Below are 13896 nucleotides of genomic sequence, written 5' to 3'. Positions count from 1 at the left end.
CCGCTCAGCGGGACTGCAGCCCGTCGAGGCTCACCCGCAGGATGTCCTCCCCCAGCTCGTCGGGATCGACGGGACCCCCGGGTCGATACCACTCGACGACCGAGTTGATCATCCCGAAGATGAGCCTGGTGGCGACCGCCGCATCGACGTCGTCACGGATCAGCCCCTCGGTCTGCGCTTCCGACACGATCGCGGTCACGCGCTGGTCGAACGCACGTCTGCGCACCAGCGCGGAGGTCTCGACATCGCCGTTCCCCCGCACGCGCAGCAGCAGCGTCACCGAGGGGAGCTTCTCGGTGAGCACCCGCACCGCGCCGCGGATGATCGCCCGCAGCCGGTCGGAGGCCAGCGAGTGCTGCGCGGTCGCGTCATCGACGACGGCCTCGAGCGCATCGAGCGCATCGTTCAGCGCGAGCTCGAGGATCGCCGACTTCGATTCGAAGTGATGGTAGAGCGCCGACTTCGTCAGCCCCAGCGTCGCGCTGAGGTCGGCCACGCTCGTCGCGTCGTAGCCGTGCTCGTTGAAGACCTTGACGGCGACCGCGAGCACCTGCTCGCGGTCATAACCTGGCCGGCCGCGCTTGGGGGCCGGCGCCTGGATTCCGGGCTCTGCCATGGGCCCAGTCTGTCAGTCCGGATGAGTTGCCATTCGCGGAAGGATCTGAGATCGTATTCCTGACCGATCGGTCTGAAATTATCGCCAGCGTGGGCGTTCGAGAGGATGACGATGTCCGAGGCCTATCTCGTCGACGGGGTCCGCACCCCCGTCGGTCGCTACGGAGGCGCACTCGCCGGCATCCGTCCGGACGATCTGGCGGCCCTCGTCGTCGCCGCCACAGTCTCGCGAGCCGCCATCCCCGGCGACGACATCGACGAGGTGATCCTCGGCGCCGCGAATCAGGCGGGCGAGGACAACCGCAACGTCGCACGGATGGCCGTGCTGCTCGCGGACCTCCCCGATTCGATCCCCGGATTGACCGTCAACCGCCTCTGCGCCTCAGGGATGTCAGCCATCGCACTCGCCGCGAACGCCGTGCGCGCAGGGGACGCCGACCTCATCGTCGCCGGTGGCGTCGAGTCCATGACACGCGCGCCCTGGGTGCAGGCGAAGCCCGAGCGGGCATGGGCCAAGCCCGGCGCGGCCTTCGACACGTCGATCGGCTGGCGCTTCACGAACCCGCGGCTGAGCGCCCGCGACAAGGCCACGTTCTCGATGCCCGAGACCGCCGAAGAGGTCGCACGCATCGACGGGATCACCAGAGCGGATGCCGACGCCTTCGCGCTTCTGAGCCATCAGCGCGCCATCTCGGCGATCGACGGGGGACGCCTCGCCCCCGAGATCGTGGGCGTTGAGACGGGCCGCGGACTCGTCGACACCGACGAAGGCCCGCGCAGGGACAGCACGCTCGACGCGCTGGCCGCACTCCGTCCGGTCGTCGCAGGCGGCCAGGTCGTCACGGCGGGCAACTCCAGTTCCTTGAACGACGGAGCCTCGGCGATCATCGTGGCGAGCGCCGAAGCGGTCGAGCGACATGGCCTTCGTCCGCGCGCACGGATCGTCGCCTCGGCGACCGCCGCGCTCGCTCCCGAGATCATGGGCCTGGGTCCCGTGCCGGCAACACAGAAGGCACTCGCGAAGGCGGGCCTGCAGGTCGGCGACCTCGGTGCCGTCGAGCTCAACGAGGCCTTCGCCTCGCAGTCCCTCGCCTGCATCCGCCGCCTCGGACTCGACCCGTCGATCGTCAACGCCGACGGCGGAGCCATCGCACTCGGCCATCCCCTCGGCTCCAGCGGATCCCGACTCATCGTCACACTGCTCGGCCGACTCGAGCGCGAGAACGCGCGCTTCGGTCTGGCCACGATGTGCGTCGGCGTGGGTCAGGGCACCGCGATGATCGTGGAGCGTCTGACATGACTCTGCGCATCGAGGAGCATCGAGACCGGGTGATCGCCACGCTCGACCGGCCCGAGAAGCGCAACGCCATCGACCAGGCGACGATCGACGCGCTACACGAACTCTGCGCGCTGCTCGAGCGGACGCCGCGCACGCTGATCATCACCGGCGCCGACGGCGTCTTCGCGGCGGGCGCCGACATCGCCCAGCTGCGCGATCGCACCGCCGACGACGCCCGGCGCGCCATCAATGCGACCGCATTCATCCGCGTCCACGATCTCCCGATGCCGGTGATCGCCGCACTCGACGGATACGCGCTCGGGGGCGGAGCCGAACTCGCTTACGCCGCCGACATCCGCATCGCGACGCCGTCCCTCCGCATCGGCAACCCCGAGACCGGGCTCGGCATCATCGCCGCAGCCGGCGCGACCTGGCGCCTGCCCGAGATCGTCGGAGACGCGAGGGCGAGCGAGCTGCTCCTCACCGGCCGAGCTCTGGATGCCGAAGAGGCGCTGAGGTGGGGACTCGTGTCGTCGCTCCATCCGGCCGACGAGCTGCTCGCGGCCGCACACCGGATCGTCGATCGCATCGCGGCGAACGATCCCCTCGCGACGCGGCACACCAAACGCGCTCTGCGCACTCCGCGAGCAGGCCACCCGGCGATCGAGGTCGAACTTCAGGCCGAGCTGTTCGAGTCGCCCGAGAAGATCCGCCGCATGACCGACTTCCTGGAGAAGAGACGATGAGCGACATCGGCAGCGCCCCGAATCGGGTCGGCGTGCTCGGAGGCGGCCGCATGGGAGCCGGCATCGCACATGCGTTCCTGCTCGCCGGATCTCACGTCAGCGTGATCGAGCGCGATGCGGCGAGCGCCGAGGCGGCGCTGACCCGCATCGGCGACAGCATCCGCAGATCCGTCGACCGCGACCCCTCGCTCGACGAGACCGAATTGACCGGGCGCATCACGACCGGCGTCGATCCCGGAGCCTTCGCCGCGGTCGACCTCGCGATAGAGGCGGTTCCCGAAGACCGCGCCCTCAAGGAGGACGCGCTGTCCCGGGCCGACGCCGTGCTGCCCCCGACGGCGGTTCTGGCGAGCAACACCTCGTCGATCTCGATCGACGATCTCGCTGCGGGCCGCAGACATCCGGAGCGATTCCTCGGCCTGCACTTCTTCAATCCGGTGCCCGCCTCGGCCCTGGTCGAGGTCGTGCGCGGCGCAGCGACCGACCGGGCGGTCGTCGAGAGCGCCACCGCCTGGGTGGCCGCCCTCGGCAAGACGCCGATCGTCGTCAGCGACTCCCCGGGCTTCGCGTCGTCGCGGCTGGGCGTGATGCTGGGCCTGGAGGCGATCCGGATGCTCGAGGAGGGCGTCGCTTCGGCCGCCGACATCGATGCCGCGATGACGCTGGGGTATCGGCATCCGATGGGTCCGCTGCGCACCACCGACATCGTCGGGCTCGATGTGCGCCTCGGCATCGCCGAAGAGCTGGAGCGCACGCTCGGCGAGCGATTCGCTGCACCGGAACTGCTGCGCCGCATGGTCGCCGAGGGAAAGCTGGGCCGCAAGAGCGGCGAAGGGTTCTACGCATGGAACGAGGAGAGATGACCGAGTATCTGCCGAGCTACGTCCAGGGCGAGTGGTGGACGCCGTCGTCACCCACGCGATCCACAGAGGTCCGCGATGCGTCCACCGGCGACGTCGTCGCCGTCGTGTCGTCCGCGGGCCTCGACCTGGCCGGGGCACTGGAGTACGCCCGCTCCGTCGGGCAGAAGAGCCTCGGTGCGCTCACGTTCCACCAGCGGGCGGTGCTGCTGAAGCAGTTCGCCCTCGCTCTCACCGAGCGCAAGGACGAGCTGTATGCGCTGTCCGCCCGTACCGGCGCCACGAAGGCCGACTCGTGGGTCGACATCGACGGCGGCATCGGCGTGCTCTTCTCGTACTCGGGCAAGGGTCGCCGCGAGCTGCCGAACAGCCGCGTGCATGTCGACGGCCCCGTGGAGCCGCTGTCGAAGGACGGGTCGTTCCTGGCTCGTCATGTCTACACGACGCTCCCCGGGGTCGCTGTGCAGATCAACGCGTTCAACTTCCCGGTGTGGGGTTCGCTCGAGAAGTTCGCACCCGCGTTCCTCGCCGGCATGCCGACGCTCGTGAAGCCCGCGACACCCACGGGCTACGTCGCCGAGGCGATGGTGCGCATCCTCGTCGAATCGGGACTGCTGCCCGACGGATCGCTGCAGCTCGTCAGCGGCAGCGTGCCTGACCTGTTCGAGAACCTGCGGCTCGGCGACATCGTCGGGTTCACCGGCAGCGCGTCGACCGCGGAGAGCCTCAAAGCCCACGCCGCGGTGCAGACCGGCGGTGTGCGGTTCACCGCCGAGACCGACTCGATCAACGCCTCGGTGCTCGGCACAGACGCGATCGAGGGCACCCCGGAGTTCGACGCGTACGTGCGCCAGCTCGTCACCGAGATGACGAGCAAGGCCGGCCAGAAGTGCACGGCCATCCGGCGAGCGATCGTGCCGGCGGGCTCGGCCGACGCGATCATCGGCGCCGTGCAGGCGCGCCTCGCTAAGAAGACCGTGCTGGGCGACCCCCGCGCCGAGGGCGTCACCATGGGTCCCCTGGCCTCGACGGGGCAGCGCGATGAGGTGCTGCGCCAGGTGGATCGCCTGCAGGCGGCGGGCGGGCAGGTCGTCGTCGGGACGACGGATGCTCCCGAGGTCCGTCGCGCAGACGGCAGCACCGGCACCGCACCCCACGGAGCCTTCGTGTCGCCGCTGCTGCTGCGCTTCGAGGACTCGCAGTCCGACGCGGCGCACTCGATCGAGGCCTTCGGCCCCGTGTCGTCGCTGCTCACCTACGACACCATCGCCGAGGCCGCAGCGCTCGTCGCCCGAGGTGGCGGCTCGCTGGTCACCAGCATCGCCACGCATGACCCGGCGCAGGCCGTGGAGCTCGCCACGCGCATCGCACCGTTCAACGGCCGGATGCTGCTGCTCGACCGCGACGATGCACGATCGTCGACCGGGCACGGATCGCCCCTGCCCAACCTCGTGCACGGCGGCCCCGGTCGAGCCGGCGGCGGTGAGGAGCTCGGCGGCATCCGCGCGGTGCTGCATCACATGCAGCGCACGGCAGTGCAGGGTTCACCCGAGATGCTGACTGCCTTGACGGGTGTCTGGCACGCGGGGGCGGCCGCGCGCAGCGACGGTCGGCATCCGTTCCGCAAGTCGCTCGCGGAACTCCGCATCGGCGACCAGATCGTCTCCGGCTCGCGCGAGGTGACCCTCGCCGACATCGAGACGTTCGCGCACTTCACGGGCGACACGTTCTACGCCCACATGGACGAGGCATCCGCCGCCGCGAACCCGTTCTTCCCCGGACGGGTCGCGCACGGCTACCTGCTCGTCTCGTGGGCCGCCGGTCTCTTCGTCGATCCGGAGCCCGGACCCGTGCTCGCGAACTACGGTCTGGAGAACCTGCGATTCATCACGCCGGTCTCCCCCGGCGACACGATCCGCGTCGAGCTGACCGCGAAGCAGATCACGCCGCGTGAGACGGACGAGTACGGAGAGGTGCGCTGGGACGCGGTGATCCGCAATCAGAGCGACGAGCTCGTCGCCACCTACGACGTGCTCACGCTGGTGAACAAGCAGCCGACACCCGAGGTCGTCGCCGCATGAGAGAGATGATGCAGCGCGATGCCGCCTCGCAGATGCTCGGCATGACCGTCGAGGAGGACGCCCCCGGAGAGGCCGTCGTCTCGATGACCGTGCGCGACGACATGCTGAACGGGTTCGCCATCACGCATGGCGGACTGGTGTTCACCCTCGCCGACACCGCCTTCGCGATCGCCTGCAACGAGGACGATCGCGTCACGGTCGCGGGTGGTGCCGACATCACCTTCCTGAAATCCACGACCGCCGGCCAGCGACTGACAGCGCGCGCGGTGCGCCGTGTCGTCAGCGGACGCAACGGCCTGTACGACGTGACGGTGACCGACGAATCGGGCGATGTCGTCGCCGAGGTCCGCGGCCGCTCGCTCACGACGAACCGGTCGCACCCCGCCTGAGCGCACGCACGCTCACTGCTCTGCCCCCGACGAAGGAGTCGACGATGACCGCAACACATGCCGAGATCGGTGCCGAGGCCGAGCTGCATTCGTCTGAACGACTGGCGCGGCTGCAGCTGCAGCGCCTGCAGTGGACAGTCCGGCATGCCTACGAGAACGTGCCGACCTATCGCCGCAAGTTCGACGAGCACGGCGTGCACCCCGACGACGTGCGCACCCTCGACGACGTGCGGCGTCTGCCGTTCACCACCAAGGCCGACCTGCGCGAGAGCTATCCGTTCGGCATGTTCGCCGTGCCGATGGCCGACGTGCGACGCGTCCACGCGTCGTCGGGCACGACGGGGCGGCCGACGGTGGTCGGCTACACCGAAGGAGACCTCGACCGGTGGAGCGACCTGGTGGCGCGGTCGCTGCACGCCGCGGGCATCCGCGCGGGGATGAAGGTGCACAACGCCTACGGCTACGGGCTCTTCACCGGCGGACTCGGCGCGCATGCCGGGATCGAGCGTCTCGGAGCGACCGTGATCCCGGTGTCGGGAGGGCAGACCGCCCGGCAGGTGCAGCTGATCACGGATTTCGAACCGGATGCCATCCTCTGCACGCCGAGTTATCTGCTCACGATCGCTGACGCGATGGAAGCCTCGGGCATCGATCCGACGACCACGTCGCTGCGCGTCGCGGTGCTCGGCGCCGAGCCGTGGACGAACGAGATGCGTCGTGAGATCGAGCGGCGACTGAACATCGATGCCGTCGACATCTACGGGCTCAGCGAGGTGATGGGGCCGGGGGTCGCGAGCGAGAGCGTGCTCACGAAAGACGGCCCGCACATCTGGGAGGACCATTTCCTGCCCGAGATCATCGACGGAGAGACCGGGGAACGGCTGCCGGACGATGCGCTCGGCGAGCTCGTCTTCACGTCGCTGACCAAAGAGGCTTTTCCTGTGATCCGGTATCGCACGCGCGATCTGACGCGCCTGCTGCCGGGAACCACCTACCCGGCGCTTCGGCGCATGGAGAAGATCACCGGCCGCAACGACGACATGATCATCCTGCGCGGCGTGAACCTCTTCCCCACCCAGATCGAGGAGCTGGTGATGGGCATCGAGACGCTCACCCCGCACTTCGTGCTCGAGCTGCACCACGTCGGGCAGCTCGACACGATGACCGTGCGCATCGAGCGACACCCGTCGCTGAGTGCCGAGGACTGCGATGCCGCCGCTGCGGTGCTCACCCACCGCATCAAGATGCACATCGGCACCAGCGTCGACGTGACGGTCGAGGAGCCGGGCACGCTGCCCCGGAGCGAGGGCAAATACCAGCGGGTCTACGACCTGCGGTAGGGCTCGAGCCGGGTGTCCCCGCCGTCAGCCGCGCAGCGCGAGCACGAACGGGAGCACGTCGCTTGCCCCCGCCTGGCGCAGCGTGCGCGCGGCGACCGTGAGCGTCCAGCGGCTGTCGGCGAGATCGTCGACGAGCAGCACGGGACCGGTCGGCACGTCGAGGCCCTGCGCGCTGAATCTGTCCCACAGACCTGCCAGCCGGAACACGCTGTTGCCACCGGGTTGGCCCGTCGGCCCGCCGTTCACGAGGTCGAGCGCACCGAGATACGGCAGGCGGCCGATCTCGGCGATCCCGCGGGCGAGCGAGTCGACGAGCAGCGGATGCGATCGCGACGGCATGGCGACGACCGCGACGGGGCGCTCGGCCCACCCCCAGTCGGCGAGCACGCGCACGCAGCCGCCGAGAACCTGGGGCGTCACCACCGCGTCAGGGGTGCCCGCCGCGAAGAGCTCGCGCAGCGTGCCGCCCCAGCCGAGGTCGGTGAGACGGGCGAGTGCGCGCCCTTCTCCGGCCTGCTCCCCCGCGGGGATGCGCCCCTTCACCGGCACGTCGAGCTTGTCGGCTCCGGTCGGCCAGGCGCGGCGAGGCTCGACCGGGACACCGACGCGATCGAGCGATTCCGCGGCCTGCGTCGTCGCCGATTCGCCGATCTCACTCGGGAACCAGATGCCGGCGCAGTTGTCGCATCTCCCGCAGGGCGCAGCCGTGTCGTCGTCGAGTGAGCGCTGGAGGAATTCCATGCGGCATCCGTCGGTCTGCTCGTAGTCGATCATGTGCTGCTGCTCGGCGCGACGCTCGGCCGCGATGCGCTCATAGCGCTCGGCGTCGTAGGCCCACGGCTGCCCCGTCGCGACCCACCCGCCCTGCACCCGGCGCACCGCGCCGTCGACGTCGAGAACCTTGAGCAGCAGTTCGAGCGGAGTACGCCGGATGTCGACCATCGCCTCGAGCGCGGGCGTCGAGATGGGCTGATCGCCGAGGGCGGCGATCAGCCGCTCGGCGCGCTCCCGATCCGGCATCGACGCGGTCGCGAAGTAGTGCCAGATGTCGCGGTCTTCGACGCCGGGCAGCAGGAGCACGTCGGCGCTCTCGCTCGCACGACCGGCACGGCCGACCTGCTGGTAGTACGCGACCGGCGACGACGGCGCGCCGAGGTGCAGCACGAAACCGAGGTCCGGCTTGTCGAAGCCCATCCCGAGCGCGCTCGTGGCGACGAGGGCCTTGACCTCGTTGCGCTTCAGCATCCCTTCCGACTCGGTGCGCTCGTCGGTGTCGGTCTGTCCGGTGTACGCGCGCACGTCGTGCCCGTGATCGCGCAGCAGCCGGGCGGTGTCGACCGCGGCCGCGACCGTCAGGGTGTAGATGATGCCCGAACCGGGCAGGTCGTCGATATGACTGAGCAGCCACGCGAGCCGGCTGGCGGAGTCGCGCAGACGCAGGACGCCGAGACGCAGCGAGGTGCGCGCGAGCGGGCCGCGGATCGTGAGCACCTCGGAGCCGGCGGCATCCGACGCCCCTCCCGTGCCGAGCTGCTCGGCGACGTCGGCCACGACCCTGCTGTTCGCGGTCGCCGTCGTCGCGAGCACGGGCACCTCGGGCGGCATCTGCTCGATGAGGTCGCGCAGCCGCCGGTAATCGGGGCGGAAGTCGTGCCCCCAGTCGCTGATGCAGTGCGCCTCGTCGACCACCAGCATGCCGATCCGTCGAACCAGCGCCGGCAGCTGCTGCTCGCGGAACGCGGGATTGTTGAGTCGTTCGGGAGAGACGAGCAGCACATCGACCTCGTCTCGGTCGAGCTGCTCCATGACCTCCGACCACTCGTGCGCATTGGTCGAGTTGATCGCCACCGCTCGAACGCCTGCCCGCTCGGCCGCGGCGATCTGATCGCGCATCAGCGCGAGAAGCGGCGAGACGAGGACGGTCGGCCCTGCCCCCTGGCGGCGCAGCAGCAGCGTCGCGACGAAGTACACAGCCGACTTGCCCCACCCGGTGCGCTGCACGACGAGCGCGCGGCGGCGCCCCTCGACCAGAGCCTCGATCGCCTCGTACTGACCGTCGTGGAAGTCGGCGTCCGGGCGGCCGACCAGCTCGCGCAGAGCCGAGAGCGCAGCGGTGCGGGTGTCGACAGAGGCGGGAGAAGTCATGTCTCCACTCTGCCCGATGCCTCCGACACCCGGTGTGCCACCATCCACAGGCGGATTCGAGCCGAGCCTCGGTGACGTCGTCTAGCGTGGGACGATGATCACCCGAGAACTGGCCGTATCCCTGCGCGACGCCGGACTCGTGTGGCATCCCGCCGAGGGCGACCGCTTTCAGCTCGATCTTCCGAACGATGTCGAGCTCGAGGCCGAAGCCGATGTCTTCACGGTCAGCGAGATGACGATCGAGGCCCGCCAGACCCCGAGCGGCACGGACCTCGCCTTCAACGGCACGACGGAGTGGGCGCTCGACGCCGTGACCCTCGCGGACGCGGTGTGGCTCCCCCGCGAGGATCAGCTGCGCGAGCTGCTGCGCGGCACCTTCCGGGCGCTGAGCCGCCTCTCCGACACCTTCGTGGTCGAGGTCGAGATCGCCGGCGAGACCCTGCGTTTCGAGCATCCGGATCCCTCCGAGGCGTACGGCAGAGCCCTCCTCGACCTCGTCTCCCGCTCGCGCTGAGCAACTCTCCGAGCATCTCGCCGAGCGCCGCATCGGGGGTCTTCCTTGCGCCGCGACGACCTCCGTGTCAGAATTACCTAACGACCGGTCAGTAAAGCGGATCGGAAACCGAGGAGTCGATGATGACCAGCCCCGCAGATCTCTCCCTCGTCGACGGAGAGCTGTCCGACGACGAGCGCCTGTTCGACGAGCTCATCGCGAACGAGCAGCGCATCGAGCCTCGCGACTGGATGCCCGATGCCTATCGCAAGACGCTGATCCGCCAGATCTCGCAGCACGCGCACTCCGAGATCATCGGCATGCAGCCAGAGGGCAACTGGATCACCCGGGCGCCGAGCCTCAAGCGCAAGGCGATCCTGATGGCCAAGGTCCAGGACGAGGCGGGGCACGGACTCTATCTCTACTCCGCCGCACAGACGCTCGGCATCACGCGCGACGAGATGATGGATCAGCTCATCAGCGGCAAGGCCAAGTACTCGTCGATCTTCAACTACCCGACGCCCACCTGGGCCGACATGGGGGCGATCGGGTGGCTCGTCGACGGAGCCGCCATCTGCAACCAGGTGCCGCTGTGCCGCGCCTCCTACGGGCCCTACGGCCGCGCGATGGTGCGCGTCTGCAAGGAGGAGTCGTTCCATCAGCGCCAGGGATTCGAGATCCTGCTGTCGCTGATGCAGGGAACCGACGAGCAGAAGACGATGGCGCAGGATGCCGTGAACCGCTGGTACTGGCCGAGCCTGGCGATGTTCGGTCCGCCCGACGACCAGTCCCCCAACTCCGCGCAGTCGATGAAGTGGAAGATCAAGCGCTTCACGAACGACGAGCTGCGTCAGCGCTTCGTCAGCATGCTCGTGCCCCAGGCCGAGATCCTCGGCGTGACCCTGCCCGACCCTGATCTGCGCTTCGACGACGAGACCGGCCAGTACGTGATCGGCGAGATCGACTGGGACGAGTTCTTCGAGGTGCTGCGCGGCAACGGCCCCTGCAATGCCGAGCGTCTCGAACGCCGCCGCACGGCCCATGAGGACGGCGCGTGGGTGCGCGAGGCTGCGGCCGAGTACACCCGCAAGCAGGCGCTGAAGACGAAGGCGGTGGCGTGATGGCGACACCCGGTGCCGACGACCGCGAGCCCTGGCCGCTCTGGGAGGTCTTCGTCCGCGCGAACCGCGGCCTGAGCCACGTCCACGTCGGGTCTCTGCACGCCCCGGATGCCGACATGGCCATCCGCAACGCCCGCGATCTCTACACGCGACGCGGCGAGGGCGTGTCGATCTGGGCGGTGCCCGCCGAGGCGATCACGACCAGCGACCCCGACGCGAAGGGCGCCTACTTCGAGAGCCCCGCCGGCAAGAACTATCGGCACGCCGTGTACTACACGGCGTCCGAGGGGGTGCCGCACCTGTGAGCCACATCCAGGGCGATATCCACGGCGACCCGCACGGGGACGTCTCGGTCGACGAGCTGCGGCTCGGTGACGAGCTCACCGGAACCGGCTCCGCGGCGGCATCCGCCGACATCGCCGAGTACGCGCTCTGGCTCGGCGACGACGCGCTGATCCTGTCGCAGCAGCTCGGTGAGTGGATCTCCCGCGCGCCCGAACTCGAAGAGGACGTCGCCCTCGGCAACATCGCGCTCGACCTGCTCGGGCATGCCCGCTCGTTCCTGCACTTCGCGGGGTCTTTCGACGGACGCTCCGAAGACGATCTCGCGTACTTCCGCGACGAACCGGAGTTCCGCTGCGCCTGGATCGTCGAGCAGCCCAACGGCGACTTCGCGCAGACCATCGCCCGCCAGTTCGTCGTGTCGACCTACATGTTCGAGCTGTACTCGGCCCTGCGGGCGAGCAGCGACCCGACCCTCGCGGCGATCGCCGAGAAGTCCCTCAAAGAGGTCGACTACCACCGAGACCACGCGGTGCAATGGGTGCTGCGGCTCGCCGGCGGCACCGACGAATCCCGGCGGCGGATGATCCGCGCGCTGGGCGACGTCTGGCCGTATGCCGACGAGCTCTTCCGCGACGAGCCCCTGATCGACCGCCTCGGGGACGCCGCGGCGCGTCCGTCGACGCTGCGAGCGGGCTTCGACGCCGTCGTCGCCGCCGTCTTCGCCGAGGCCGAGCTGACGCTTCCCGCCGTCGCGGCATCCTCGGCCGGAGGACGGCGAGGAGCGCACGCGAGTCCGTTCGGCCATGTCCTCGCGGAGATGCAGGTCCTGGCGCGACGGCATCCGGGAGCGTCATGGTGACCGGCACGCTGCAGACCGCGCCCCGGTCGACCGCCTGGCGGATCGCCGCGGCCGTGGCCGACCCCGAGGTGCCCGTGCTGACGATCGAGGACCTCGGCGTGCTGCGCGCGGTCAGCGTCGACGGCGACGTGGTGCGCGTCGACATCACCCCGACCTACAGCGGATGCCCGGCGATGGACACGATCCGCGACGACGTCATCCTCGCCCTGACCGCCGCGGGATATTCACGGGTCGAGGTCCGGCTCGTGCTCTCCCCCGCATGGACGACGGACTGGATGTCGGATGCCGGCAGGCAGAAGCTCGCCGAGTACGGCATCGCGCCTCCGACCGGGCGCTCGGCGATCTCGTCCGGCCCGATCCGCCTCGCGATCAGCGTGCGGTGCCCTCGGTGCGGCTCGCTGGACACCCGCGAGGTCTCGCGCTTCGGATCCACCTCGTGCAAGGCGCTGTTCGAATGCCGCGCCTGCCTCGAACCCTTCGACCACTTCAAGGTGCACTGATGTCGCTGTTCGCCCTCTCCGGTCCCGCGCCCGCGCCGTCGCCTCGTCGAGCCGCCGCGCCGACGAAGAAGCGCGCGCGCTTCCACACCCTCGCCGTCGAGGAGGTGCGGCCGCTGACCGACGACTCGGTCGAGGTGACCTTCTCGGTTCCCGCCGACCTCGCCGACGACTACGACCACCTGCCCGGCCAGTATGTCGCCCTGCGCACGTCGCTCGACGGCACGGAGGTGCGCCGGTCGTACTCGCTGTGCCGCGCACCCGAGCACCGCACGGCAGAGCAGATCTCCGCCGGTGTCCCGACCCGGCTCAGTGTCGCTGTGAAGCGCGACGAGGGCGGGCTCTTCTCGACCTGGGCGCAGACGGGCCTTCACCCCGGGTTCGAGATCGACGTGATGAGTCCGCAGGGCACGTTCACCTCCGGGCTCGACGATCTCGATCAGCGTCACGTCGTGGGCATCGCGGCCGGTTCCGGCATCACGCCGCTGATGGCTCTCGCCCACACCGTGCTGACGCGCTCCGACTCCTCCCGATTCACCCTGCTCTACACGAACCGCTCGACGCTCGACGTGATGTTCCTCGAGGATCTCGCCGACCTCAAGGATCGCTACCCGACGCGCCTGACGCTGCACCATGTGCTGTCCCGCGAGCAGCGCACGGCCCCCGTGCTCTCCGGACGCATCGACGAGGAGAAGCTGCGCACCATCCTGCGAGCGCTCATCGATCCGACCGACGTCGACGAATGGTTCCTGTGCGGACCGCTCTCGCTGGTCGACCTGTGCCGAGAGGTGCTCGCCGACGTCGGTGTGCCGCGTGAGCACATCCGCTTCGAGCTCTTCACGACGGGTGACGAGCCGGCGCGCGCCGCCCGCCCTGTCGAGGTGCGCGCGGGCGAGAAGACGATCCGCATCGAGGTGAATCTCGACGGCGTCTCGTCGACCGTCGAGAGTCCGGTCGACGCGCACGAGTCCGTGCTCAACGCCGCTCTGCGGGTGCGACCCGATGCGCCGTTCGCGTGTGCGGGCGGCGTCTGCGGAACCTGCCGTGCGAGGGTCATCGAGGGCAGCGTGACGATGACGGAGAACTACGCGCTGGAGCCCGACGAGCTCGAGCGCGGCTACGTCCTCACCTGCCAATCCCACCCCACGAGCGACCGCATCGTGGTCGACTACGACGTCTGAGGAGC

The 13896-nt window shown here is 69.6% G+C and carries 14 protein-coding genes; 12 read left to right on the top strand and 2 right to left on the bottom strand.

Going from position 1 to position 13896, the window contains the following annotated elements; translation table 11 throughout:
- Window positions 1-4: 4 nt before the first annotated feature.
- Window positions 5-616 (bottom strand): TetR/AcrR family transcriptional regulator, encoded by a 612-nt coding sequence (locus AKG07_RS00260; protein ID WP_053095438.1) that lies wholly within the window; start codon window positions 614-616, stop codon window positions 5-7.
- Window positions 617-727: 111 nt separating this feature from the next.
- Between AKG07_RS00260 and AKG07_RS00255 the strand changes: the two genes are divergently transcribed.
- From AKG07_RS00255 to paaK, 6 genes are read left to right on the top strand one after another with little or no spacing between them, the layout of a single operon-like run.
- Entirely contained in the window at window positions 728-1915 is a 1188-nt protein-coding gene (locus tag AKG07_RS00255) for a thiolase family protein (protein ID WP_082298006.1), read from the top strand.
- Complete coding sequence (locus AKG07_RS00250; protein WP_053095436.1) at window positions 1912-2640, top strand: enoyl-CoA hydratase/isomerase family protein; 729 nt, start codon at window positions 1912-1914, stop codon at window positions 2638-2640. The genes AKG07_RS00255 and AKG07_RS00250 overlap by 4 nt, the downstream gene beginning before the upstream one ends.
- Entirely contained in the window at window positions 2637-3503 is an 867-nt protein-coding gene (locus AKG07_RS00245; RefSeq protein WP_053095435.1) for a 3-hydroxyacyl-CoA dehydrogenase family protein, read from the top strand. The genes AKG07_RS00250 and AKG07_RS00245 overlap by 4 nt, the downstream gene beginning before the upstream one ends.
- Window positions 3500-5581, top strand: coding sequence for a phenylacetic acid degradation bifunctional protein PaaZ (gene paaZ, locus AKG07_RS00240; RefSeq protein ID WP_082297755.1), 2082 nt, complete (start codon window positions 3500-3502; stop codon window positions 5579-5581). The genes AKG07_RS00245 and paaZ overlap by 4 nt, the downstream gene beginning before the upstream one ends.
- Window positions 5578-5970 (top strand): hydroxyphenylacetyl-CoA thioesterase PaaI, encoded by a 393-nt coding sequence (paaI, locus tag AKG07_RS00235; protein WP_053095433.1) that lies wholly within the window; start codon window positions 5578-5580, stop codon window positions 5968-5970. Before paaZ ends, paaI begins: the two co-directional genes overlap by 4 nt.
- A 44-nt stretch (window positions 5971-6014) precedes the next feature.
- The gene (paaK, locus tag AKG07_RS00230; protein ID WP_053095432.1) at window positions 6015-7310 is read left to right on the top strand and encodes a phenylacetate--CoA ligase PaaK; all 1296 of its coding nucleotides are present in this window, start codon (window positions 6015-6017) and stop codon (window positions 7308-7310) included.
- A gap of 24 nt (window positions 7311-7334) precedes the next feature.
- On the opposite strand, the gene AKG07_RS00225 is transcribed toward paaK, so the two are convergent.
- A complete protein-coding gene (locus tag AKG07_RS00225; RefSeq protein WP_053095431.1) occupies window positions 7335-9455 on the bottom strand; it encodes a RecQ family ATP-dependent DNA helicase in 2121 nt (706 codons plus the stop codon).
- Window positions 9456-9549: 94 nt separating this feature from the next.
- Between AKG07_RS00225 and AKG07_RS00220 the strand changes: the two genes are divergently transcribed.
- The 6 genes from AKG07_RS00220 (at window position 9550) to paaE (ending at window position 13891) form a co-directional block, all read left to right on the top strand.
- Window positions 9550-9969, top strand: a complete 420-nt coding sequence (locus AKG07_RS00220; protein WP_053095430.1) for a hypothetical protein — start codon at window positions 9550-9552, stop codon at window positions 9967-9969.
- Window positions 9970-10091: 122 nt separating this feature from the next.
- A complete protein-coding gene (paaA, locus tag AKG07_RS00215; RefSeq protein ID WP_053099027.1) occupies window positions 10092-11069 on the top strand; it encodes a 1,2-phenylacetyl-CoA epoxidase subunit PaaA in 978 nt (325 codons plus the stop codon).
- A complete protein-coding gene (gene paaB, locus AKG07_RS00210; RefSeq protein ID WP_053095429.1) occupies window positions 11069-11374 on the top strand; it encodes a 1,2-phenylacetyl-CoA epoxidase subunit PaaB in 306 nt (101 codons plus the stop codon). The genes paaA and paaB overlap by 1 nt, the downstream gene beginning before the upstream one ends.
- Window positions 11371-12213, top strand: coding sequence for a 1,2-phenylacetyl-CoA epoxidase subunit PaaC (gene paaC, locus AKG07_RS00205; protein ID WP_053095428.1), 843 nt, complete (start codon window positions 11371-11373; stop codon window positions 12211-12213). The genes paaB and paaC overlap by 4 nt, the downstream gene beginning before the upstream one ends.
- Complete coding sequence (gene paaD, locus AKG07_RS00200; protein WP_053095427.1) at window positions 12207-12713, top strand: 1,2-phenylacetyl-CoA epoxidase subunit PaaD; 507 nt, start codon at window positions 12207-12209, stop codon at window positions 12711-12713. The genes paaC and paaD overlap by 7 nt, the downstream gene beginning before the upstream one ends.
- Complete coding sequence (gene paaE, locus AKG07_RS00195; RefSeq protein WP_053095426.1) at window positions 12713-13891, top strand: 1,2-phenylacetyl-CoA epoxidase subunit PaaE; 1179 nt, start codon at window positions 12713-12715, stop codon at window positions 13889-13891. The genes paaD and paaE overlap by 1 nt, the downstream gene beginning before the upstream one ends.
- Window positions 13892-13896 lie beyond the last annotated feature (5 nt).

It is taken from the genome of Microbacterium sp. CGR1, assembly GCF_001266755.1.
Classification (GTDB): Bacteria; Actinomycetota; Actinomycetes; order Actinomycetales; family Microbacteriaceae; genus Microbacterium.
The sequence above is the reverse complement of the archived record's forward strand: the minus strand, read 5'-3'. Positions and strand labels throughout refer to the sequence as shown.